This window comes from Halomonas garicola, assembly GCF_055382465.1.
On record NZ_AP043931.1, the window covers coordinates 1,395,572 to 1,417,701 of the forward strand.

Sequence of the window (22,130 nt, forward strand, 5' to 3'; positions counted from 1 at the left end):
CGTCACGAGCAGAGGCTGGCGGCAGCGGCCGAAGGATAAGTGAACGACATGGTCAAAGTGCGTGAAGACCAACCGCTGACGCCCGACGGCAGGGTCGACATACCTCAATGGCTCAAGCGCCTGCAGCAGGACGTGCGCCTTGACGACGCCGAGCGCTTGCGCGAGGCCTGCGAGCTTGCCGACAGGCTGGAGTGGGAATCCCCCGACGCGCCGCGCGGCTTTCTGACGCCGGGCTCGAGCTTTCGCATGGGGCTTGAGATGGCGGACATCCTCGGCGAGCTCAAGCTTGACCAGGCGGCGCTGGAAGCGGCCGTGCTCTATCGCTCAGTGCGCGAACGGCTGATGACGCTGGAGGCCGTTGCCAAACGCTTCGGCGACGAAGTGGCGGGGCTGATCGACGGCGTGCTGCAAATGGCCGCCATCAGCCATCCCCACGCGCCGCACCAGGACATGGGCCAGCACAACCAGCAGGAAAACCTGCGCAAGATGCTGGTCAACATGGTCGACGACGTGCGCGTGGCGCTGATCAAGATTGCCGAGCGCACCTGCGCGCTGCGACAGGTGCGCGATGCGCCCCGGGAAAAATGCCTGGAAGTGGCCAACGAAGTGGCCGAGATCTATGCCCCGCTGGCCCACCGGCTGGGCATCGGCCAGGTCAAGTGGGAGCTTGAGGACCTGGCGTTTCGCTACCGGCACGCCGACGACTATAAGGCCATTGCCAAACAGCTGGCGGAAAAGCGCTTGGATCGCACCCGCTACATCAGCGACGTGGTCGAGACGCTCAAGTACCTGATGAGCGATCAGGGCATCCGCGACTATGACGTCAGCGGCCGGGCCAAGCACATCTATTCCATCTGGCGCAAGATGAAGCGCAAGGGGATCGATTTTTCCCAGGTTAACGACATCCGCGCGGTGCGCATCCTGGTGCCCAACGTGGCCGACTGCTACACCGTGCTGGGCATTGTCCATTCGCGCTGGCACCACGTGCCCGACGAGTTTGACGACTACATCGCCAATCCCAAGCAGAACGGCTATCAGTCGCTGCACACCGCGGTGCTCGGGCCGGAAAACAAGGTGCTGGAGATCCAGATTCGCACCTTTGCCATGCACGACGAAGCCGAGCTTGGCGTCTGTGCCCACTGGCGCTACAAGGGCCACGACTCCCGGGGCAAGAGCCGCGGCTACGAAGAAAAGATCGCCTGGCTGCGCCACGTGCTCGAGTGGCAGGACGAAGTCGGCGACCTGGGCGATCTGCGCGAAGGCCTGGCAAGCGACGTCGCCCCCGACCGCATTTACGTCTTCACCCCGGAAGGGCACGTCATTGACCTGCCAAGCGTTTCCACGCCCATCGACTTTGCCTACCGGGTGCACACCGAGGTCGGCCACCGCTGCCGGGGCGCCAAGGTCGACGGGCGCATCGTGCCGCTGACCTACCGGCTCAGGACCAGCCAGCAGGTTGAAATCCTGACCGCCAGCAAGGGCGGCCCCAGCCGCGACTGGCTGAACCCGAGCCTGGGCTACGTGTGCACCTCGAGGGCCCGGGCCAAGATCCAGGCCTGGTTCAAGTTTCAGGCGCGCGATCAGAACCTGGAAGAAGGGCGCGCGCTGTTCGACCGGGAAATGCGGCGCCTGGCGGTGGAAGGCCTTGACCTTTCCCGGCTGGCCGCTGCGGTCAACTACGCCGGTGCCGACGACATGTACGCCGCCCTGGGGGCCGGCGACCTGCGCATCGGCCAGGTGCTTAACCAGGCCCAGCATCTGTTCGGCGAAAACGACGATCAGGAAAAGCTCAACCGGCTGCTGGCCAAGCCCCGGCGCCAGTCGAGCCAGAAGGCCCAGAACGACATCACCGTGCTGGGGGTGGGTAACCTAAAGACCAGCATGGCCAACTGCTGCCGCCCGGTGCCCGGCGAGCCCATTGCCGGCTTCATCACCCAGGGGCGCGGGGTGACCGTTCACCGCCAGGACTGCCCCAACCTTCTGCAGCTGCGCGCCGAGGAGCCCCAGCGCATTATCGAGGCCGAATGGGGCGAGCGCGAACAGACCCGCTATCCGGTGACCGTCGAGATCCAGGCCTGGGATCGCTCCGGTCTGCTGCGCGACGTCACCGGCCTTTTGAGCCACGAGAAAGTCAACGTGCTGGCGGTCAACACCGCCACCGACACGGATGAGGGCACCGCGCGGCTGCGCATTACCCTGGAAGTGGACGGTCTGGAAACCCTGGGACGGCTGTTCTCGCGCATCCAGCAGCTGCAAAACGTGATCGAAGTGCGCCGGCTGCGAAACGCCGCGCCGACCGTCGCGGGCAAGGGAGGCGCCTGATGCGCTATACTATGGATGACCTGCTGACGCTGATGGCCGTACTGCGCGATCCGGATCAGGGCTGTCCCTGGGATATCCGCCAGGACTGGAACAGCATCGTGCCGCACACTCTGGAAGAGGCCTACGAGGTCGCCGACGCCATCGAGCGGCGCGCTTTTAACGAGCTGCCCGGCGAGCTCGGCGACCTGCTGTTTCAGGTGGTGTACTACGCCCGCTTTGGCGAGGAAGAAGGACGCTTCGACTTTGCCGACGTGGTTCACACCCTGACCGCCAAGATGCTAAGGCGCCACCCCCACGTCTTCCCCGCCGGCACGCTGGGGTCGCGCCGCCCGCCGGGAGCGGATCCGGACGCCCTGGAGCAGCGCCACGTCAAACACAACTGGGAAGCGCTCAAGGCGGCCGAGCGCGAGCAGCGCGCCCGAGCGCCGGCCTCGGTGCTGGATGACGTGCCGCGGGCGCTGCCGGCGCTCTCCCGGGCGGCCAAGCTTGGCAAGCGCGCGGCCGGCGTGGGTTTTGACTTTGCCGATACCCGGGGCGTCATGGACAAGATTCACGAGGAGCTCGCCGAGGTGGAGGAGGCGCTTGCCCAGGGCGATAGCGACCGGGCCGGGGAAGAAGTGGGCGATCTGCTGTTCGCCGTCACTAACCTGGCACGCCGGCTCAAGGCCGACCCCGAGCAGGCGCTGCGCGCCACCAGCGCCCGCTTCGAGTCTCGCTTTCGCCACGTCGAGCAGCGCCTGGGCGACGGCGAACGGCGCCTGCACCGGGCGTCGGCCGAGGAGATGGAGCGCTGCTGGCAGGCGGCCAAACGTCTCGAGTCGCGCAAGCGATAAACATTAGCCGCGATCCGGTGGCCGGCCGGGTCCTCAGGAGGCCATGACATGAGTCACGACCTGCACGAATCCCTGCGCGACAACGTTCGCATCCTGGGCGATAACCTTGGGCACACCATTGCCGACGACCTGGGGCAGGAGTTTGTCGACAAGATCGAAGCCATTCGCTCCCGGGCCAAGCAGGGGCGCCGGCAGGATACGCTCGAGCAGCGCGAGCTGATCGACTACCTGCGCAACCTGCCCGACGAGGATCTGCTGCCGGTGACCCGGGCGTTCAACCAGTTTCTCAACCTCTCCAACATTGCCGAGCAGCACTACCGCGCGCGGTTTCGCTACGTGGAAGACTACAAGCCGGGCACCCAGCCCACCCTCGACGAGCTGCTGCAGCGCGCCCGGGACTCGGGCCGCTCGCCCCGGGAGCTGGTCAAGACCCTCGCCGACATGCGCGTGGAGCTGGTGCTCACCGCGCACCCCACGGAAATCATCCGCCGCACTCTGATCCAGAAGTACGACGCCATCGACGACTGCCTGGGCGCCATTGAGGACGCAAACGCCGGCGAAGAGCGCGCCGCCCGGGCCCGAGGGCGGCTTGCCGAGCTCATCAGCCAGGCCTGGCATACCGACGAGATTCGCCACGAGCGCCCCACGCCGGTAGACGAGGCCAAGTGGGGCTTTGCGGTAATCGAAAACTCGCTGTGGCAGGCCGTGCCCGACTTTCACCGCGACCTGGACAACCTGCTGCTGAACACCGCCGGCGAGCGCCTGCCGCTGGACGCCGCGCCGATCCGCTACGCCTCCTGGATGGGCGGCGACCGCGACGGCAACCCCAACGTCACCGCCAGCGTCACTCGGGAAGTGCTGCTGCTGGGCCGCTGGATGGCGGCGGATCTCTATCTGCGCGATCTGGAGCAGCTGAAAAACGAGCTCTCCATGTGGAAGGCCAACAGCGCCCTGAAAGCCGAAGTGGGCGAGGTGGCCGAGCCTTACCGCGAGCTGGTCAAGCGCATTATCACGCGGATGGAAGCCACCCGGGACTGGGCCGAGGCCCGGCTCGAGGGGCGCAGCTTCGACGGCGGGCCGATCATCGACACCCGGGATCAGCTCTACGCGCCGCTGCTGTCCTGCTACCGCTCGCTGTGCGACTCCGGGCTTGAGACCATCGCTAACGGCGCGCTGCTGGATACCCTGCGCCGGGTGGCAGTGTTCGGCGTCACGTTGACCAAGCTCGACCTGCGCCAGGAAGCCAGCCGCCACGCCCAGGTGCTCGAGGAGATCACCAACGAGCTGGCCCTGGGCCGCTATCAGGACTGGAGCGAGGACGAGCGTCAGGCCTTTCTGCTTACCGAGCTCAAGTCCAGCCGGCCGCTGATTCCGCTGCGCTGGCAGTGCTCGGCGGAAACCCGGGAGGTGCTGGAAACCTTCCGCGTGGTGGCCGAAGAGCACCCCGAGGCGCTTGGCAGCTACGTCATTTCCATGGCGGCCGAGCCCTCCGACGTGCTTACCGTGGCGCTTTTGCTGCAGGAAGTCGGCGGCCGGGTGTCGCTGCCCATCGTGCCGCTGTTTGAAACGCTCAACGACCTCAACCGCGCCGGCGAGGTGATCGATCAGCTGCTGGCGCTGCCGCAGTACCGCGAGCTGATGCAGGGCCGCCAGGAAGTGATGATCGGCTACTCCGACTCGGCCAAGGACGCCGGCCAGCTGGCCGCCGCCTGGGCTCAGTACCGCGCCCAGGAAGCGCTGGTCGAGATCTGCCGCCGCCACCGCGTCAAGCTGCGGCTGTTCCACGGCCGCGGCGGCGCCGTAGGGCGCGGCGGCGGCCCGGCCCACGCGGCGATCCTGTCCCAGCCGCCGGGCTCGGTGGACGGCAGCCTCAGAGTCACCGAGCAGGGCGAAATGATTCGCTTCAAGTTCGGCCAGCCGGATATCGCCCTGCGCTCCATGGAGATCTACGCCTGCGCGGTGCTCGAGGCCACGCTGCTGCCGCCGCCGGCGCCCGAGCCCCGCTGGCGCGAGGAAATGGACCGGCTGGCGCAGACCTCCCACGAGGTCTACGCCAAGGTGGTGCGCGACGACCCGGAATTTGTGCCGTATTTCCGCGCGGTGACCCCGGAGAGCGTGCTTGGCCGGCTGCCGCTGGGCTCGCGGCCCACCAAGCGGCGCCAGGACGGCGGCGTGGAAACCCTGCGGGCGATTCCGTGGATTTTCGCCTGGACCCAGACCCGGCTGATGCTGCCCGCCTGGCTTGGCAGCGAACAGGCCTTCAGCGGGCGCCTGGCGCAGCCCGGCGGGCTTGAGGTACTCAAGGAAATGCGCGACAGCTGGCCGTTTTTCGGCACCTATCTCGACATGCTGGAGATGCTGCTGGCCAAGGCCGACGTGGGCATCGCCGCCTACTACGAGCACCGCCTGGTGGACGAGCCGTCGCTGAAGACGCTGGGGCGCAAGCTGCGCGAGCGCTTCGAGCGCCTGGAAGGCAGCGTGCTGACGCTTTTAGAGCAGGACGAGCTGCTGGAAAAAACGCCGCTGATCCGCCAGGCCATCGCCGTGCGCAACCCCTATATTGATCCGCTGCACGGGCTTCAGGCCGAGCTTCTGCAGCGCAACCGCGACGCCGACGGCGCGATCAGCGCGGATCTCTCCCGAGCGCTGATGGTAACCATGGCGGGAATCTCCGCCGGCCTGCGCAACACCGGCTAGAAGCGGCCGGAGGATCTATTCTTTCACCGGTTTCAAAGAGGCAGTTGCACAATGAGCAGCGTTGATTTTATCGAACATCCCGCGCGCGATGGTTACCGCATTGGCGAGATTCGGCTCAACGCCGAGCGCTCGCTCAACGCCCTGACGCTTGAGATGATCGAGGCCATGCTGGCGCGGCTGGCGGCCTGGGAAGACGATCCCGGCCTTGCCGCCGTGGTGCTCGGCGGCGCCGGCGACAAGGCCCTGTGCGCCGGGGCCGACGTGGTGGCGCTGTACCGCGGGATCACCGCGCCGGACGAGGTGCCCGCCGAGGCGCTGCAGGGGGCGCCGGACTTCGCCGAGCGCTACTTTGCCCGGGAGTATCGCCTGGACTACACCCTGCACACCTATGCCAAGCCGGTGATCGTCTGGGGTAGCGGCATCGTCATGGGCGGCGGCATGGGCCTGCTCAGCGGCGGCAGCCACCGCGTGGTCACCGAAACCACGCGGCTTGCCATGCCCGAGGTGACCATCGGCCTCTACCCCGACGTCGCCGCCAGCTGGTTTCTTAACCCTCTCCCGGGGAACATGGGGCGCTTTCTGGCGCTCACCGGCAGCCAGCTCAACGCCCGGGACGCCCGCCGGCTGGGGTTTGCCGACCGGCTTTTGGCAAGCGATAGCCGGGAGGCGCTGCTTCGGGAGCTGGCTGACGCCGACTGGCCCGCGGCGGCGCGCGACGCTCACGGCGTGGTCAGCAACGTGCTCCGCGGTCTGGAGCGCGAAGCCGACGAGGCAGGCCTCTTTGACGCCATGCCCACGCCCACGGCGGAGCACGCCGAGCGGGTGCGCAAGCTGATGGATCACGACACCGTGGAGCAGCAGGTGGCCGCGATTCTTGACGACGAAAGCGACGCCGACTGGCTTGCCCGTGCCCGGCAGACGCTGGCCAACGGCAGCCCGCTGTCGATCAAGCTGATCGATGCTCAGCTGTCCCGCACCCGGTACATGTCGCTGGCCCAGGTGCTGCGCTCGGAGCTGGCGCTCTCGGTGCAGTGCTGCCGTCTGGGTGATCTCGCCGAGGGGGTGCGCGCGCTGCTGGTGGATAAAGACCGCGATCCGCAGTTTCGCTATGCCCGCCTGGCCGACGTGGAGCCGGCCTTTGTCGAGACCATGCTGGCCGATCTCTGGGAGGAAAGTCCGCTGGCCGATCTTGACTAGCGGGCTTCTTTCTCGGCCAGCCGGGCGTTCAGCGCGCCAATCTCGGGGCAGGGCAGGCGGTGATGGTCGGCCCGGCGGATGAGCGGTGCCAGAATGGCGTCGCGCTCGGTGGGTCGCCCGGCGTCGATGTCCTGGAGCATGGAGGCGCGGTTGCCGGCGGTCGTCTTCATTACCCCTTCCACCAGGTCCCGCCAGCCGTCCTTGCCCTCACCTTTCGGCGGGGGCACGCCGTCGGCGGCAAGGATGGCCGCGACCTCGGCGATAACGGCCTCGCGCTCGGCGGCAAAGCGCGCCTCGGCAAGCGCGCCGTTGGGCACTTCGTAAAGCGCTGCCAGCGGGTTGATGGCGGCGTTCACCGCCAGTTTCTGCCACAGCCGGGTCTCGATGTCGTCCACAGCGCTTGCCGCCAGGCCAGCTCGGTCAAGCGCCCGGGCCAGGGCCCGGGCAAGGCCCGCGTGGCGGCCCGCCAGATCGCCGATGACGCTGGCGCCGCGCCCGGCGTGCACCGTGGTGGCATCGTCAATGACGTACGCCCCCTCAGTGGTCGAGGCGCAGAGCACCGGCCCCGGCCAGCGCGCGGTCAGGCGCGGCTGCACGGCAAAGCCGTTTTGCCACAGCACCAGCGGCGTGCCGGGGGCGATACGCTCCGCCGCGGCCTCGGCCGCCGCTTCGGCGGCGTAGGCTTTGGTCGTCAGATGGAGAAACGCCGGGGTGGTGGCGTCAAGCGCCGCCATGCCGGCGGCGGGCAGCCGCCGCGTGACGGTCTCTCCCTCGGGGGTGGTGAGCGCCTGGCGGGCAGGCAGGGAGCGGCGGGCGATCAGCGTGACCGGGAAGGCCCCGGCCAGCGTGTGGGCGAGCGTGCGCCCCAGCGCGCCGGGGCCGACGATGACGTGATGCGCCTTAATGTTGGTCGAGGTACTGCTTGGCGGAAGTGAAGCCCATCAGCGAGACGTCCAGATCCACGCGCTGGTCGTCGGGATCGATCATGCTGATCGTTGCCGTGCTGCCGCCGCGCAGCTGGGACACAAGCTCCGCGGGGAGAGGCAGGTCGGCGCGGCAGCCCTGGGGCAGGCAGACCTGGTAGGGCATACCCACCGGCTCGTTGCTGTCGACCTGGAGCTGCAGGCCGGCGGCGAGGCGCACGCCCAGCGGCGTGAGGATGGTCATGGCGGCGCTGTCCAGCTGGGGCGGATTGCCGACGACCACGCGCAGCACCGGCTCGCCGCTTGCGTCCTCGATCATCTGGGTCATGGCGCAGTTGCCTTCGCTTGAATTGACCGGGCAGTTGACGTCCCAGTCCTTAAAGGTCTCGGTGTCCATGGCCGGGCCGGCATCCTGGGCGAACGCCGTCGGCGACAGGGCCATCAGGCCCAGCAGGCCCAGCAGGCCGGCGGTGCGTAGGCGTAACGCAAGTTGATCAAACATGAAGCAAGTTCTCCTGTCCTTTTTATTTCCCTGGAAGAGACGCCGGTAGCGCTGAATAGCCGGCACGGTGCCTGACGCCGGGGCAATACGCAACGTCCCGCTCTGGCGAGTATCGGGTCGGGATGACCCACCAAGGATGCCGGAGCGGGGCTGCCCGATGCAACCGCGATGCGTCGCTGCCGCGGCGTTAATGGCTGAGAGCAGGGCAGTGTCAGGGGCGTTTGGGTGGGCGCGACCCGGTGCGCCCCCGCTTGGCGGCCTTCTTGCGCGCCCGTCCGGGCCTGGCGGATGGGGCGGGCGCGGCTTCGCCCTGCGCGCTTTGCAGGCTCTGGTGCAGCCGGCCGGCGTCGCTTTGGGCCAGCAGCCCGCGCAGGTCCTCGAGCAGCGCCTGTTGAAAGGCGCCGTCGTCGTCCTGACGCTCGGCGATGGCGCTTAGGCGCTGCTCCCAGAGAGCGGTGCGCTCCGGGGTGGCCACGGCCTCGGGCAGCGCGCCGATCAGCGCCGCGCCCAGCCGGGTGGCGCGCAGGGCCTTTTGCCGGCGCACCAGATAGCCGCGAGCGACCAGGGTTTCGATGATGCCCGCCCGGGTGGCTTCGGTGCCCAGGCCGTCGGTATCGCGCAGGGTGCGTTTGACGTCCGGATTCTCGACGTAGCGGCCGATATTCATCATCGCCTTGATCAGGCTGGCGTCGGTGAACGGCTCAGGCGGGCGGGTTTCGCGCGCCTCCACGCCGGCGGCAAGCGCCCGGCACGCCTCGCCCTCGGTCATGGCCGGCAGCGGCGGGGCCTCTTCCCGGGTGGTGAAAAGCGGCTTCCAGCCCGGGTCGAGCACCTGCTGGCCGCCGGCGCGAAAGGCCTCATTGGCGATAGCTAGCTCGGCCTTGGTCTCGAAGGTGACAAGCGGCGGGTAGAACTGGGCGAGAAAGTTGCGCGCAATCAGCCGAAACACCTTGCCCTCAGTGGCGGACAGCTGATCAAAGCTCGGCGTCTTGCCGCTGGGTGCCAGGGCGTGGTGGGCGCCAACCTTGCTATCGTTCCAGGCTTTCGAGCGCAGGCCGAAGTCGGCGTCGTCGAACCACCCTTTGAGGGTGGCGTCCGACCGGCAGGCGCCGGCAAGCGTCTGCTGGGCCTCTGCCAGGTGTGCCTTTGGCAGGTAGCGGCAGTCCGAGCGCGGGTAGGTAATCAGCCGGTGGCGCTCGTAAAGCGCCTGGCAGGTGTCCAGCACCGCCTTGGCGGAAAGCCCGTAGCGCCTCGCGGCGTCGACCTGCAGCGCCGACAGCGAATAGGGCAGCGGCGGCGCCTGGCGCTTTTCCTGCTGATTAAGTTTAACTACCTGGCCTTCGCGGCCGGGCAGGGTCTCGGCCAGGGCATCCGCCGGGGTGCGGTCCAGCAGCCGGCCTTTGTCATCCAGCGGGTGCGGCGGCCCGGGCACCCACCAGGCACGCAGCTCACCATCGGCCACGCGGACGTCCACCCACAGCGGATAGAACGGCCGGGGGACAAAGTCGCGAATAGCCGCGTCCCGGCGGACGATCAGCCCCAGCACCGGCGTTTGCACCCGGCCCACGGAAAGCACGCCGTCGTGCCCGGCCCGGCGGCCCAGCAGCGTCCACGCCCGGGTGAGGTTGATGCCGTACAGCCAGTCGGCCCGGGAGCGTGCCCGGGCGGCGCGGTACAGTGGCGCGAAGTCGGCGTTGTCGGCAAGCTGGCCAAGCGCCTTTGTCACCGCCGGCCGGTTAAGGTCGTTGATCAGCAGGCGCTTGACCGGCCCCCGGTAGCCCAGATACTCGATCACTTCCTGCACCAGAAGCTGGCCTTCGCGGTCCGGGTCGCCGGCGTGGACCACCGTATCGGCCTTTTTCAGCAGCCGGCGGATCACCGCCAGCTGGCCGCGTGCCCTGGGCCTGGGCACGTGCTTGAACGCCGCGGGCACAATGGGCAGGCGGTCGAGCCGCCATTGTTTATCCGCGGCGTCGTAGGCCTCGGGCGGGGCCTGCTCGAGCAGGTGGCCCAAGCACCAGGTCACCACGGTGTCGCCGGCGTACAGCGCGCCTTCGTCCCGGCGGGGTCGCTCGGGTAGCGCATCGGCAATGGCCCGGGCGAGGCTGGGCTTTTCGGCAATGATCAAACGCATCGGGCGCACTCGGATAAAAAGCGAAACGTTATGGTAGCAGAGCCGGCGCCGCCGGGCGGCCCGTCTGCGGCGGCGGTCTATTGACCATGCTTTGCTTTTTGTTGAATTTCGTATAGCTTTTGTACGATATCTCCGTGCAGAGGATTCATCGATGCGTGAACGTGGCAGAACGCGGCGGCTTTTCGGACTCGGCGCGCGCACCGGCGGCGCGATGCTGAAAAACCGCATGGGCGGCAGCGCCAACTGGGACTCCCTGGGCGAGGCGCTGTTTGACGGCCTCTCTGAGCTGCGCGGCCCGGCGATGAAGCTGGCGCAGATCGTGGCCCAGTGGGACGACGTGCTGCCGCCGGAGCTTGCCGACCAGCTGGCCCGCCTGCAGCGCCAGGCCGAGCCCATGCCCTGGCCGCGCATCCGCGAGACGCTTCAGGCCGAGTACGGCGACCTGGAGGCCCGGTTTCGCCATATCGAAGAGGCGCCCTTTGCCAGCGCCTCCATGGGCCAGGTGCACCGGGCCGTCACCCGAGACGGCGAGACGCTGGTGCTCAAGGTGCAGTACCCGGGCCTTGCCGACGCCCTGGAAGGCGATCTGCGCCAGGTCAAGCGGATGATGCGGCTGGGCCGCTGGTTCAACGTCTCCCCGGCGCGGCTGGACGCGCTGTTCGAGGAGTTGGCCGCCGGGCTTCGCGACGAGCTGGACTACCGCGCCGAGGCGGAAACCCTGGCCCGCTACCGGGAGCGCTACCGCCACGAGCCGCGGCTGCGCATCCCCGAGCCGATCGAGTCGCTGTGCGGCGAGCGCGTGCTGGCCATGCGCTACCTGGCGGGCACGCCCCTTGACGAAGTAACCGCGGCCGACGACGCCCTGCGCCAGCAGGTGGCCGCTACTCTTGCCGACTGGCTGACCGAGGAGCTTTTTACCTACGGCGAGCTCCACGCCGACCCCCACGCCGGCAACTTTGCCGTGGACGCCGAGTCGCGGCTGATCATCTACGACTTCGGCGCGGTGATAGCGGTGCCCGAAGCCCGCCTCGTCACCATGATGGCGCTGCTGGAGGCCACCCTTGTCGGCGATCCCATGGCCATGGACGAGGCCATGCTGGCCCTGGGCGGGCGCCAGGGGCAGGGCGCGCCGCTGGCGCTGTATCGCGAAGCCGCCGAGGCCGTAGCGCCGCTCTTTGCCCCGGGAGAGCAGGACTTTGCCGACGTGCGCGTGCACCGCCGGCTGCGCGAGCTCTCGCCCCGGGTGTGGGCAGCCATGGACCGCCTGCAGCCCCCGGCGGATACGCTGCTGCTGTCCCGGGCGCTCAACGGCCACTACTGGAACATGGTGCGCCTGGGCGCCCGGCTGGGCATGCACCAACGCTGCGAGCCGCTGCTGGCGTGGGCGCACGCCGCCCCGGGCGCGCCGCGGCGATCGCCGCCTGCATCGCCACCTGCGTAGCCGCGCGCGGACATGCTAGACTACGGCGCTTTATTCCGCGCGCTTTTTGCGCCGGTGACAGACAATGGAGACGGCAATGCTGGCGGTATGGGTCGATCAGCTGCTGGGTTTTGCCTCGGCGGCGCTCGCGGCAATCAGGCAAAAAGAGCATTACCCGGACTTCATGATCTGGGTGCGCGCCGAGGGCGGCGACTATTTCAACGGCGACGTGGCCACGGCGCAGGCGCTGGCGCCGGTGCTATGGTCCCAGACGCCTTTGGAGCGCCGGGGCTTTGCCAGCGAGCCGCTGGCCAAGCCGGGGCCCAGCGAACCCTGCTGGTGCGACTCCGGGCGCAAGTACAAGCAGTGCTGCGCCCGGGTGGAGTTTCTGACCGAAATCCCCGAGCAGATGATGTGGATGCTCTCGCTGCGCGAGTGGAAAGGGGCCACGCTCAAGGCCGCGCTTGACAGCGGCGAGGCCCCGGCCCAGGCGCTGCTGGAAGCCGGCCTGGTGGCCGCGGAAAGCGGCCAGACCGGCCGCGCCATGCAGGTGCTCGAGTCGCTGTTCGACCGCCGGGACTGGTCGCGCCTGCCGGAACAGGCCGAGCCGGCGTTCGAGATCCTGCTCGATCTTTTCCAGGAGCGCGGCTTTACCCGCAAGCGCACCGAGCTTTTGGACGAGGTGCTCGAGCGCGGGCCGCTGTTTCTGCGCGGCGTGGCCCTCGAGCGCCTGTGCCTGGCGCACCTGGACAACGACGACCTGGACAGTGCCCGGGCCGCCTTTGTCCGCGCCCAGCAGGCGCTGCCGGACTCGCCGACGCTTGCCTACATCGAGGCCATGCTGCTGCTCCACGAAGGCTACGAGGAAGAGGCCCGGGAGCGAGCGGACTTCTGGTACCGTCGACTTTTGCGCCAGGGCGAGCTGGACGAAGACCAGCTCGACTTTCTCGCCGCCCTGGCCGACAACCCCGGCGCCACCCTGGCCGACCAGCTGCTGAGCGCCGAAGAAGACCTGGCCACGCCGCTGATCAGCCTGCAGTCGCTGCTCGCCGCGCTGCCCGTGGCGCCCAAGCTGGCGTTTGACGTCGATGCCGATACCCGGCGCATTGTCTACCGCGAAAGCGCCCGGGAGAGCACGCTCTTTGCCGCCTGGCACGCGGCCTTTCAGGTCATGGTCGACGAGGACGTGGCGCTGGGCTTTCGCGACGACCCCTGGGGCAACGCCGTCGAGTGGATGTCCGAGCTCTGCGCCAACCCCGAGTGGCTGGACTGTCCCCAGGTGGTGCAGGATCTGACGCTTGCGCTGACCAGCCGTTTCGGCAGCCTGCCGTGGATGGCGCCGAGCCTGCTTGAGCCGCTGGCGCAAAGGCTCTCGCGCTGGCTGGAGCAGGCCCGGGCCGAAGGCGAGGGCAGCCTGTGCTGGGACGACGGCGACAACGCCTTTCTGCTGCGCACCGGGCTGGCGCTGGTGGTGGGCATGGAGCGCGGCGCCCGGGAGCACTCGCGCCGGCTGGCCGAGCAGCTTCTCGCCATCAACCAGGAGGATAGCCTCGGGCTGCGCGAGCTGGTGCTCGACCAGCTGCTGCGCGACGAGCGCAACCGCGAAGCCCTGGCTCTGGCCGAGAACGCCGAAGACGACGGGTCGCTGTGGCTCAATATCCTCATGGGGCGCACTCTGGCGCTGTATCGCCTGGAGCGCTGGGAGCAGGCTGAAGCGGCGCTTGCAGAGGTCAAGCGCCACAGCCGCTACGCGCTGGACATGCTCTGCGCCGAAAGTCCGCGCCCGGCGCTGCCGGACAAGGCCGGGCGCATCGACCCCGGCACCAAGGCCGAGGCCTGGCAGTACCGCACGCTAATGCGCGACCAGTGGCGCACCACTGCCGGGGCGCTCGAGTGGCTCGGCGAGCACCGCTAGGCGCCGGGACGCCGGGGCATGCCGCGGCTGACCCAGACGGCCAGCAGCACCGCGGGGATGCCCAGCAGCGAAGCCAGGGTAAAAAAGCTGGCGTAGCCCTGGGCCTCGACCACCAGCCCGCCAAAGCCGCTTAAAAACTTGCCGGGCAGCGTCATCAGCGAGGAAAAAAGCGCGTACTGGGTGGCGGTATAGGCCCGGGACGTGAGGCTCGACAGAAACGCAATGAATACCGCGCTTGCCAGGCCGTTGGCCAGGTTGTCGCCGACGATGGTGACCACCAGCATGGGCAGCCTGTCGCCTATCAGCGCCAGGGCGACAAATAAAAGGTTGGTCAGCATGGTCATGAGCGCCCCGGCCACCAGCATCCGTCCGATGCCGTAGCGCACCACCAAAAGCCCCCCGAGCACGCCGCCGCCGATGCTCATGGCAATGCCGAAAATATTGGTGACGTTGGCGATGGTCGCCAGGGAAAAGCCCAGGTCGATGTAAAGCGGGTTGGCCATGGAGGCCATGGCCAGGTCGCTAATGCGAAACACCGCAATAAACGCCAGCAGCGCCAGCGCCTTCACGCCGTGGCGGACAAAAAAGTCGGTAAACGGACACACCAGCGCGCCGATGACCCAGGCCCCGACGTGCCGCCAAATTCGCGGCTGGCCGCGGGTTTTACGCAGGAAGGCGCGCACCCGGGGCTCGAGCACGGGCTTGTTGCCGGCGGCCAGGCGCTGGGGCTCGGGGCGCATCAGCACCGTCACCATGCCCACGCCCGTAAGCGCTGCCATGGTCAGGTAGGCGGCGTGCCAGGAGACCGCCGAGGCCACGTACAGCGCGCCGGCGCCGGCGGCCAGAAGCCCCCCGCGGTAGCCGATGATGTAGGTCGAGGCCATGGCCGCCTGCATGTCATCGCTTGCCGACTCGATGCGAAAGGCGTCGATGGCGATGTCCTGGGTGGCCGAGCCAAAGGCCACCAGCAGGGCAAAGCCTGCCACCCAGCCGAGGTTGCCCACCGGCGGCGTGGCGGCAAGGCCGACAAGACCGGCGGCGATCGTCGCCTGGGCGAGCAGCATCCAGCTGCGCCGCTGGCCCAGCAGCCGGGTCAGCAGCGGCAGCGTCACGCGGTCCACCACCGGCGCCCAGAAGAACTTGATCGAATAGAGCATGCCGATCCAGGCGAAAAAGCCGATGGCCGCGACCTCCACCCCAGCGCTTCGCAGCCAGGCCGAGAGCGTCGAGAACACCAGCAAAAACGGCAGACCGGCGGAAAAGCCCAGAAACAGCATGGCGACGACCGGCGCGCGGGCGTAAACGGCCAGGGATTCGCGCCAGCTGCGCCGGGCGTCGGGAGTGGGCATGGAAATAGGGCTCCTTAACGGAAATCGCTAACGGCTGAACAAGCCGCACCGATGTTATACTGCCGCGGCGCTCAAAACCGCCCGACAGCTTACCGGAGAGGAGTTTTCCATGTCGATTGCCGCGCACCTTGTGGTCACCCTGCACTATGTTCTTACGGACGTTCTCAAGGACCCCCGGGTGCTTGACGATTCCGCCGCGCGGAACCAGCCCCTTGAGTATCTGCACGGCCACGACAATATCGTGCCCGGGCTCGAGCGTGCGCTTGCTGGCCATCGGGCGGGCGACGAGACGAGCGTGACGCTGTCACCCGCCGAGGCCTACGGTGAGCGCGACGAAGCGCTGGTGCGCGAGGTGGGGCGCGAGGCGTTTGGCGCCGCCGAGCCGACGCCGGGCAGCCGTTTTCAAACCGAAGGCGAGGCCGGCCCCCAGGTCGTTACCGTGCTGGCCGTTGACGGCAATAAGGTAACGGTGGATACCAACCACCCGCTGGCCGGCCGCACCCTGCGCTACGACGTGCGCATTGTGGGCGTGCGCGACGCCACCCGGGCGGAGCTGGCCAAGGGTCACCCCCTGGCGCCCGACGTCGACGCCTCAAGCGTCGAGGATAGCAAGGTGCTCTAGCGCGGTTGGCTCCGGGGCGATTAACGTAGCCCGCTAAGAGTAAAGATGACGTGGATCAACTCCCCCCGCCGCAGCGCGATGACGATGCCGGGGTAATTGATCCACGTCAGTTTTTGTTCGCCGTTTCCTGCCTAGTATGGAGCCAACACATCGCGGCGGGAGCAAGGCTATGTATTGGGATGATGCCGTCATTTTCGGCCTGATCACTGTCGGTATGATGATCGCTTTCATGGTTGGGTGGGTCGTTTTCATCGTGCGCGACCACCGCCGGAAACGCTAAGCAAACAAACTAAGCAAACAAAGCGGTAAGTCAGGGGCAACAGGGGAGAAAAAGAAAAGCGTTACTGGGTGCTACCAGTCGTCAGGGGGAAGGCCGAGGGAGAATCCCGAGGCTTTCAGTCGCCGGTTCTTCGGAGCCGGCTTTTTTTATGCGCGGACGGACAATGGCCGTCGGCAGAATTGACAAGCGTTCACTAATGCGGTTAATAGTAACAATACAACCAAATCTGGGCGCACGCGAGCGCTCACCCAAAGGAGCTGCCCATGCTGAACAACGCTGTGCTTTTCTTGATCATCGCCATCGTCGCCGCCTTTTTCGGCTTTGGTGGCGTGGCCGGCGTCGCCGCGACGATTGCCAAGGTGCTGTTTGTCATTTTCCTGATTCTGTTCGTGGTGTCGCTGGTGACGGGACGCCGATGACGTCATCGCCTATGGAGTACCCGGTACCCAGGTAAATCAGGTGCAGGGTTTGCCAGGGGCAGCGTCAAATAGCCTCGCGCCCTGCTCGTACGCTTTGGCATGTACGAGCAGGGCGCGAGTCTGTTAAGGGGCGGGCAACGCTCAAGGGGAGTCCAGCTGCCAGCGCCTCTGCCAGGTATTCAGCACGCGCTCGGGGTAGCGGGTGCGGCCCAGACTGCCGTTGTAGCGTGCCAGCGCCCGGGTGAAGTCGCCGTTTTCCTGTGCCAGGTAGTAGGCAAGAATCGTGCAGCCGTAGCGCAGGTTGCGCTCGGGCGCCTTCAGGTCGTCGGCGGCCAGGCCCAGCTCGTCGATCCAGAACGGCATGATCTGCATCAGCCCCACCGCGCCGGCAGGCGATACCGCCCCGGGGCGAAACGCGCTTTCCACCTCGATCAGCGCCAGCACCAGCGACGGCGGAAGCCCCGCGAGCCGGGCTTCGCGATAAAGGCGCGCCAGCAGCGTTTCGCGGGCTTTTACGTCGCCCATGAACGCCGCCAGCCGGCCGTCCATGGCGGCATGAAAGCGCCGCTGCCCCTGCTGCCGTTGGGCATCGGGCCTGGCGGCATCGAAAGTGGGCTGAACCTCGGCGAAGGCGACACCAGCCCCGAAAGCGAGCCCGCACAAAGCGCCGCTCAGGCGCTTCGCCAGGCGCGGCCCTCGCCGCTGCGAGTGTCGTCTCCGCGCGGGTCGGGGCATGGCGCTAGACCGTCTTTTCTTCCAGAAACGCCACGATCCGGTCAGCCGGCGTCATGGTCACGTCGCTGTCCCGGCGGCCCTTGTACTCAAGCTCGCCCCTGTCCAGGCCGCGGTCGCCGATGACGATGCGGTGGGGAATGCCCATCAGCTCCAGGTCGGCAAACTTCACCCCCGGCCGGGTGTCGCGATCGTCCAGCAGCACGTCGAAGCCGGCGGCGCTGAGCTGCTGATACAGCCGCTCGGCTTCTTCGCGCACGCGCTGGGACTTGTGCGCGTTCATCGGCACCAGCGCTACCTGGAAGGGGGCGATGGCGTCGGGCCAGATGATGCCGGCGGCGTCGTGGTTCTGCTCGATGGCGGCGGCCACCACCCGGGTGATGCCGATGCCGTAGCAGCCCATCCACGGGTGGCTGGTCTTGCCGTTCTCGCCGAGCACCGTGGCGTTCATGGCCTCGGAGTACTTCTGTCCCAGCTGGAAGACGTGGCCCACTTCGATGCCGCGCTTGATGGCAAGGGTGCCGTGGCCGTCCGGCGAGGGGTCGCCTTCCACGACGTTGCGCAGGTCGGCGACTTCGGGCAGGGCGGCGTCGCGCTCCCAGCAGATGCCGAAGTAGTGCTTGTCTTCCACGTTGGCACCGGCGGCAAAGTCGCTCATCAGCGCCACGCTGCGGTCGATGATGAGCGGCAGATCAAGGTTGACCGGCCCCAGCGAGCCCGGGCCTGCGTTCACCGCGGCGCGAATTTCGTCTTCGCCGGCAAGCGTCAGCGGAGTGGCGACCTGGGGCAGGTTTTCCGCCTTGACGTCGTTCAGAGTATGGTCGCCGCGGATGATCAGGGCGACGAGCCCGCCGTCGGCGCCGTGGACCATTAGCGTCTTGACGGTTTTCTCGATGGGCAGATCAAACTGCTCGACCAGGTCGGCAATGGTCTTGACGTTGGGCGTGTCGACCAGGCGCAGCGCTTCGGCGGGGGTGGCCCGGGCGGGGTCGCTGCCCAGGGGCGCGGCCAGCGCTTCGGCCTTTTCCATGTTGGCGGCGTAGTCGGAGCCGGTGGAGAAGACGATATCGTCCTCGCCGGAGTCGGCCAGCACGTGGAACTCGTGGGAGCCGGTGCCGCCGATGGAGCCGTTGTCGGCAATCACCGGGCGGAACTCCAGCCCCAACCGGGTGAAAATGCGCGTGTAGGCGTCGTACATGACCTGGTAGCTGTCCTTGAGGGAGGCCTCATCGACGTGGAAGGAGTAGGCGTCCTTCATGATGAACTCCCGAGAGCGCATCACACCGAAGCGCGGGCGGATCTCGTCGCGAAACTTGGTTTGGATCTGGTAGAAGTTCATCGGCAGCTGCTTGTAGCTGGCGATTTCCTTGCGCACAAGGTCGGTAATCACTTCCTCGTGGGTGGGGCCGACGCAGTAGTCCCGGGAGTGGCGATCCTTCAGGCGCAGAAGCTCGGGGCCATATTCCTCCCAGCGGCCGGATTCTTCCCACAGCTCGGCGGGCTGCACCGCGGGCATCAGCACCTCCTGAGCGCCGGCGCGGTTCATTTCCTCGCGCACCACGGCTTCGACCTTGCGCAGGGTCTTGAGCCCCAGCGGAAGCCAGGTGTAAAGGCCCGAGGTCAGCCGGCGGATCATCCCCGCGCGCAGCATCAGCTGATGGCTGATGACGTCGGCATCCGCCGGGGTTTCTTTCAGGGTGGCAATCAACAGTTGGCTGGCGCGCATGGGGACAACGATCCTTAAAGCTGGGCAGACGATTCACAAAAAGCGCAAAAAACGCTGCCGGCGGAGCGCCGGCAGTCGGGTATGCGGCTATTGTACGGCGAAGCGCGAAGCGCGGCAAAGAAAGGGCGGGGAAGGCCAGGGCTATTGCAGTTATTAGCCCCAGTCATCCGGATTGAGCCGTCAACAGGTCTGCGAGGGGGCGCTATGAATCCATCCCTGGACGCTACCTACGCCATCCTTGGCGTAGAACCCCCTCTTCGACCTGTTCCCGGCTCCAACTGCGATTGCCCTGCGGAGAAGGCGCCTAAGGCAAGGCTAACGGCTTATCGGGGCGGCGAAAAGGCCGCCGGGTCGTCGCTGATCACGCTGCGCGCGCCCCACTGCCAGAAGGGGGCAAACGCCGCCGGGTCGTTGGCGGTATAGCACAGCACGGCGTAGCCCGCCCGGCGGATCGCGCCGAACTGGCTCCGGGTGGCGTAGCGCCAGTCCAGATGCACGCTGAAGGCCTCCACCGCCGCGCATTGCCTGGCCCAGGCGGCGGGCAGCCGCTTATACAGCATGCCCAGCGCCAGCGCTTCGGGCGGGGCGATCTCGCGCGCGGCGGCCAGCGCCGGCTGGCTGAACGATGACACCAGCAGGCGTTCGGGTGGCAGTGCGGCAAGCGCGGCGGGCACGGCCTGCCGGGCAAGCGCGACGGGGTCGTGGCCGCGGTTGACCTTGAGCTCAAGGTTCAGCCCCATGCTCAGGCGTGCCAGCAGGGTAAGCATGTCGGTGAGGGTGGCGACGGGCTCGCCGTGAAAGGCCTCGCCGAACCAGGCGCCGGCGTCGAGCCGGGCGGCGCTTTCGCGATCCAGCCGGGTAAGCCGGGAGCGACCGTTGGAGCAGCGGTTGACGTCGCGGTCGTGCCAGATCACCGGCGTGCCGTCGCCCAGCAGCTGGACGTCGAGCTCGACCCAGCCAATGCCGGCGCGGTGGGCTTCGCGCACCGCGGCCAGGGTGTTTTCCGGGGCACGCCGGCTGTAGCCCCGATGGCCGATTACCGGCGGCAGGGCAGCGGCGGGGTGCGCTGCGACAGGACTCATTCGACGTAGGCACCCAGTTCGCGCATGCGCTGCTCAAAGCGGGTGACGTTATCCACCAGCTCGGCCGGCCCCCGGGCCACGCACTCGGCGAGTATGGCCTCGATCAGGGTGATGGCGGCAAGGATCGAGGGGAAAAAGTGCGGGGTGTCGCTTGCCAGGTTGAACACCAGGTCGGCTCCCGGCACCAGCGGCGAGCTCAGGGTATCGGTGATCACGACGATGCCGGCGCCGCTCTGGCGGACCACGTCCAGGGCGCGGAGGGTGTCGGCGCAGTAGGGGGCAAAGCCGAACACCACGGCGATATCCTCATCGCCGAAGGGGGCAAGCTCGGTGAGCAGGCCGCCCTCAAGCCCGCGGATCAGCTCGATGTGCGGCATGGCAATACGCCCCACATAGGCAAAGTGGTAGGCGCAGGCAAAGGTATCGCGAAAGCCGATGGCGGCAACGCGCCGGGCGCCCAGCAGGCGCTTGGCGGCGGCTTCCACCCGGGCCTGGTTGTCCGCGGTGAGCAGCGCGCCGAGGTTGGCCAGGGCGGAGTCGCCGATGTCGCCGAAGACGCTGCCGGGGCGCGTTTGGGGGCGGTGCTTGAGCCGGGTGGCGCGGCCGGAGAGCTCGCTTGAGCCTGCCTGCAGCGCGGCCTGGAACACCTGGCGGAAGGGCTCGTAGCTGCCAAAGCCCAGCTTTTGCGCCAGCCGTACCAGAGTGGAGGGCGTGACCCCGGCGGCGCTGGCCGAGCCGCGCACCGACTGGAAGGCCACTTCGCCCGGGTGATCGAGCACGTAGCCCGCCGCCTGGCGCAGCTGGGGGCTAAGGCCGGGGCAGGCATCCGCCAGGCGGCGGGACACCTCGCTCAGGCGGTCTTCGGCGGTCAGGTCGTTATCGGTGCTGGGCGTCATGGGGTTGGGTTGGCCGGGTGGATAAAAGGCGGGCGTGCTGATGGCGGCACGCGGTTTCAGCACGACTGTACCTGAAATAAGAAGCATGGCACAGCCGTGTTGACCCGCGCTGAGAGCGCGGCTATGATTGGGTATGAAACGTTTGTTTCTTTATAGGGAGTGATAGACACAAACGTGTTGTTATACCGTTTTTGACGCTCTGATCCTGACGACCACTTTCTACCCGGAAGATGCCCATGCCCTGTTTTGACGCCGCTGCCGAAGCGCTGCCCGAATACGACACCCTGCGCCTTGCCTGGCTGACAGCCGAGGCCGACAGCCGGGTGTTGGAAATCCGCCTGAACCGCCCCCACCGGCTGAACGCCGTGGTCGAAACCCTCTACGACGAGCTGCTCGATGCCCTGGCCTTTGCCCGGCGGGAAAGCCGGGTCCGCGCGCTGGTGCTGACCGGCGAAGGGCGGGCGTTTTGCGTCGGGGCGGACATGAAAGAGCACGGCGGCGCCGAGCGTACGCTTTACCAGCGGCGTGCCTATCTGCAGCGCGGCAACGACGTGTGCGAGGCGCTTTACCGCCTGCCCAAGCCGGTGATCGCCGCGGTCAACGGCTACGCCCTGGGCGCCGGCGCAGAGATGGCCGTGGCCTGCGACTTCATCCTCATGGCCGAGGAGGCGCAGATCGGCTTTCCCGAAACCGGCATCGGCACCTGCGTGGGCGGCGGTGTATCGAAGATTCTGCCGCACCTGGTGGGCCTCGCCCAGGCCCGGCGGCTTCTGTATACCGGCGAGAAAATCGGCGGCGCCGAAGCGGTCCGGCTGCAGCTGGCGCTGGCGGCTTACCCCGAGGGCGAGCTTGCCGGAGAGGCGCTGGCGCTGGGCGAACGGCTGGCCGCCCAGGCGCCGGTTTCCATGGCCATGCTCAAGCGGCTGGTCAACCTCGGCGCGGCCGAGGCGCTGGGCGATCATCTGCAGCAGGAGCTGGACGCGGTCTTTACCTGTTCGACCACCGAGGACTGGCAGGAGGGCGTGGACGCCTTTACGCAAAAGCGCGGCCCGCGCTTTCAGGGCCGCTAGCGCCGGCCCGG

General features: G+C 67.7%; 18 protein-coding genes. 10 read left to right on the top strand and 8 right to left on the bottom strand.

Annotated elements, in window-relative coordinates; all coding sequences use genetic code 11:
- Nucleotides 1-48 precede the first annotated feature (48 nt).
- The 4 genes from relA to ACZ46Y_RS06885 are packed head-to-tail and all read left to right on the top strand — an operon-like array spanning nt 49 to nt 7,049.
- Entirely contained in the window at nt 49-2,322 is a 2,274-nt protein-coding gene (gene relA / locus ACZ46Y_RS06870) for a GTP diphosphokinase (RefSeq protein ID WP_311953851.1), read from the top strand.
- Nucleotides 2,322-3,155 (top strand): nucleoside triphosphate pyrophosphohydrolase, encoded by an 834-nt coding sequence (mazG, locus tag ACZ46Y_RS06875; protein ID WP_311953853.1) that lies wholly within the window; start codon nt 2,322-2,324, stop codon nt 3,153-3,155. Before relA ends, mazG begins: the two co-directional genes overlap by 1 nt.
- Nucleotides 3,156-3,203: 48 nt before the next feature.
- The gene (ppc, locus tag ACZ46Y_RS06880) at nt 3,204-5,852 is read left to right on the top strand and encodes a phosphoenolpyruvate carboxylase (protein ID WP_311953857.1); all 2,649 of its coding nucleotides are present in this window, start codon (nt 3,204-3,206) and stop codon (nt 5,850-5,852) included.
- A 51-nt stretch (nt 5,853-5,903) separates the two neighbouring features.
- Nucleotides 5,904-7,049 carry an enoyl-CoA hydratase/isomerase family protein gene (locus tag ACZ46Y_RS06885; RefSeq protein WP_311953862.1) on the top strand — a complete coding sequence of 382 codons (1,146 nt, stop codon included), beginning with the start codon at nt 5,904-5,906 and terminating at the stop codon, nt 7,047-7,049.
- On the opposite strand, the gene ACZ46Y_RS06890 is transcribed toward ACZ46Y_RS06885, so the two are convergent.
- The 3 genes from ACZ46Y_RS06890 to ACZ46Y_RS06900 all read right to left on the bottom strand — a co-directional run bounded on the left by ACZ46Y_RS06890 (nt 7,046) and on the right by ACZ46Y_RS06900 (nt 10,608).
- Nucleotides 7,046-7,954, bottom strand: coding sequence for a ketopantoate reductase family protein (locus ACZ46Y_RS06890; RefSeq protein ID WP_311954023.1), 909 nt, complete (start codon nt 7,952-7,954; stop codon nt 7,046-7,048). The genes ACZ46Y_RS06885 and ACZ46Y_RS06890 overlap by 4 nt on opposite strands.
- Nucleotides 7,950-8,474 carry an invasion associated locus B family protein gene (locus tag ACZ46Y_RS06895; protein WP_311953869.1) on the bottom strand — a complete coding sequence of 175 codons (525 nt, stop codon included), beginning with the start codon at nt 8,472-8,474 and terminating at the stop codon, nt 7,950-7,952. Before ACZ46Y_RS06895 ends, ACZ46Y_RS06890 begins: the two co-directional genes overlap by 5 nt.
- 211 nt (nt 8,475-8,685) lie before the next feature.
- Entirely contained in the window at nt 8,686-10,608 is a 1,923-nt protein-coding gene (locus tag ACZ46Y_RS06900) for a DNA topoisomerase III (protein ID WP_311953873.1), read from the bottom strand.
- 151 nt (nt 10,609-10,759) lie between these two features.
- On the opposite strand from ACZ46Y_RS06900, the gene ACZ46Y_RS06905 reads away from it, so the two are divergent.
- Nucleotides 10,760-12,049: an ABC1 kinase family protein gene (locus ACZ46Y_RS06905; RefSeq protein WP_311953878.1), complete on the top strand. Its 1,290-nt coding sequence runs from the start codon at nt 10,760-10,762 to the stop codon at nt 12,047-12,049.
- A 76-nt stretch (nt 12,050-12,125) separates the two neighbouring features.
- On the top strand, nt 12,126-13,943 hold the full coding sequence (locus ACZ46Y_RS06910; protein ID WP_311953884.1) for an SEC-C domain-containing protein: 1,818 nt from the start codon (nt 12,126-12,128) through the stop codon (nt 13,941-13,943).
- Here the strand turns inward: ACZ46Y_RS06910 and ACZ46Y_RS06915 are convergent.
- The gene (locus ACZ46Y_RS06915; protein WP_311953889.1) at nt 13,940-15,292 is read right to left on the bottom strand and encodes an AmpG family muropeptide MFS transporter; all 1,353 of its coding nucleotides are present in this window, start codon (nt 15,290-15,292) and stop codon (nt 13,940-13,942) included. The genes ACZ46Y_RS06910 and ACZ46Y_RS06915 overlap by 4 nt on opposite strands.
- Before the next feature lie 109 nt (nt 15,293-15,401).
- Between ACZ46Y_RS06915 and ACZ46Y_RS06920 the strand changes: the two genes are divergently transcribed.
- From ACZ46Y_RS06920 to ACZ46Y_RS06930, 3 genes are all read left to right on the top strand, one after another.
- The gene (locus ACZ46Y_RS06920) at nt 15,402-15,914 is read left to right on the top strand and encodes an FKBP-type peptidyl-prolyl cis-trans isomerase (protein WP_311953892.1); all 513 of its coding nucleotides are present in this window, start codon (nt 15,402-15,404) and stop codon (nt 15,912-15,914) included.
- 169 nt (nt 15,915-16,083) lie between these two features.
- Nucleotides 16,084-16,194, top strand: a complete 111-nt coding sequence (gene ccoM, locus ACZ46Y_RS06925) for a cytochrome c oxidase subunit CcoM (RefSeq protein ID WP_311953895.1) — start codon at nt 16,084-16,086, stop codon at nt 16,192-16,194.
- Nucleotides 16,195-16,457: 263 nt separating this feature from the next.
- Nucleotides 16,458-16,613 (top strand): DUF1328 domain-containing protein, encoded by a 156-nt coding sequence (locus ACZ46Y_RS06930; protein ID WP_311953898.1) that lies wholly within the window; start codon nt 16,458-16,460, stop codon nt 16,611-16,613.
- Nucleotides 16,614-16,754: 141 nt separating this feature from the next.
- On the opposite strand, the gene ACZ46Y_RS06935 is transcribed toward ACZ46Y_RS06930, so the two are convergent.
- From ACZ46Y_RS06935 to ACZ46Y_RS06950, 4 genes are all read right to left on the bottom strand, one after another.
- Nucleotides 16,755-17,348, bottom strand: coding sequence for a lytic transglycosylase domain-containing protein (locus ACZ46Y_RS06935; protein ID WP_311953902.1), 594 nt, complete (start codon nt 17,346-17,348; stop codon nt 16,755-16,757).
- Between the two features lie 4 nt (nt 17,349-17,352).
- Entirely contained in the window at nt 17,353-19,071 is a 1,719-nt protein-coding gene (locus tag ACZ46Y_RS06940; RefSeq protein ID WP_311953909.1) for a proline--tRNA ligase, read from the bottom strand.
- Nucleotides 19,072-19,394: 323 nt separating this feature from the next.
- A complete protein-coding gene (locus tag ACZ46Y_RS06945) occupies nt 19,395-20,153 on the bottom strand; it encodes a glycerophosphodiester phosphodiesterase family protein (protein ID WP_311953911.1) in 759 nt (252 codons plus the stop codon).
- A complete protein-coding gene (locus tag ACZ46Y_RS06950; protein ID WP_311953913.1) occupies nt 20,150-21,112 on the bottom strand; it encodes a MurR/RpiR family transcriptional regulator in 963 nt (320 codons plus the stop codon). The genes ACZ46Y_RS06945 and ACZ46Y_RS06950 overlap by 4 nt, the downstream gene beginning before the upstream one ends.
- A gap of 173 nt (nt 21,113-21,285) precedes the next feature.
- On the opposite strand from ACZ46Y_RS06950, the gene ACZ46Y_RS06955 reads away from it, so the two are divergent.
- Nucleotides 21,286-22,119: an enoyl-CoA hydratase/isomerase family protein gene (locus ACZ46Y_RS06955; RefSeq protein ID WP_311953916.1), complete on the top strand. Its 834-nt coding sequence runs from the start codon at nt 21,286-21,288 to the stop codon at nt 22,117-22,119.
- Nucleotides 22,120-22,130 lie beyond the last annotated feature (11 nt).

Coding starts and splice junctions, on each gene's coding strand:
- relA (WP_311953851.1), top strand. CDS start 49: ATGGTCAAAGTGCGTGAAGACCAACCGCTGACGCCCGACGGCAGGGTC.
- mazG (WP_311953853.1), top strand. CDS start 2,322: ATGCGCTATACTATGGATGACCTGCTGACGCTGATGGCCGTACTGCGC.
- ppc (WP_311953857.1), top strand. CDS start 3,204: ATGAGTCACGACCTGCACGAATCCCTGCGCGACAACGTTCGCATCCTG.
- ACZ46Y_RS06885 (WP_311953862.1), top strand. CDS start 5,904: ATGAGCAGCGTTGATTTTATCGAACATCCCGCGCGCGATGGTTACCGC.
- ACZ46Y_RS06895 (WP_311953869.1), bottom strand. CDS start 8,474: ATGTTTGATCAACTTGCGTTACGCCTACGCACCGCCGGCCTGCTGGGC.
- ACZ46Y_RS06900 (WP_311953873.1), bottom strand. CDS start 10,608: ATGCGTTTGATCATTGCCGAAAAGCCCAGCCTCGCCCGGGCCATTGCC.
- ACZ46Y_RS06905 (WP_311953878.1), top strand. CDS start 10,760: ATGCGTGAACGTGGCAGAACGCGGCGGCTTTTCGGACTCGGCGCGCGC.
- ACZ46Y_RS06910 (WP_311953884.1), top strand. CDS start 12,126: ATGCTGGCGGTATGGGTCGATCAGCTGCTGGGTTTTGCCTCGGCGGCG.
- ACZ46Y_RS06915 (WP_311953889.1), bottom strand. CDS start 15,292: ATGCCCACTCCCGACGCCCGGCGCAGCTGGCGCGAATCCCTGGCCGTT.
- ACZ46Y_RS06920 (WP_311953892.1), top strand. CDS start 15,402: ATGTCGATTGCCGCGCACCTTGTGGTCACCCTGCACTATGTTCTTACG.
- ccoM (WP_311953895.1), top strand. CDS start 16,084: ATGTATTGGGATGATGCCGTCATTTTCGGCCTGATCACTGTCGGTATG.
- ACZ46Y_RS06930 (WP_311953898.1), top strand. CDS start 16,458: ATGCTGAACAACGCTGTGCTTTTCTTGATCATCGCCATCGTCGCCGCC.
- ACZ46Y_RS06935 (WP_311953902.1), bottom strand. CDS start 17,348: ATGCCCCGACCCGCGCGGAGACGACACTCGCAGCGGCGAGGGCCGCGC.
- ACZ46Y_RS06940 (WP_311953909.1), bottom strand. CDS start 19,071: ATGCGCGCCAGCCAACTGTTGATTGCCACCCTGAAAGAAACCCCGGCG.
- ACZ46Y_RS06945 (WP_311953911.1), bottom strand. CDS start 20,153: ATGAGTCCTGTCGCAGCGCACCCCGCCGCTGCCCTGCCGCCGGTAATC.
- ACZ46Y_RS06955 (WP_311953916.1), top strand. CDS start 21,286: ATGCCCTGTTTTGACGCCGCTGCCGAAGCGCTGCCCGAATACGACACC.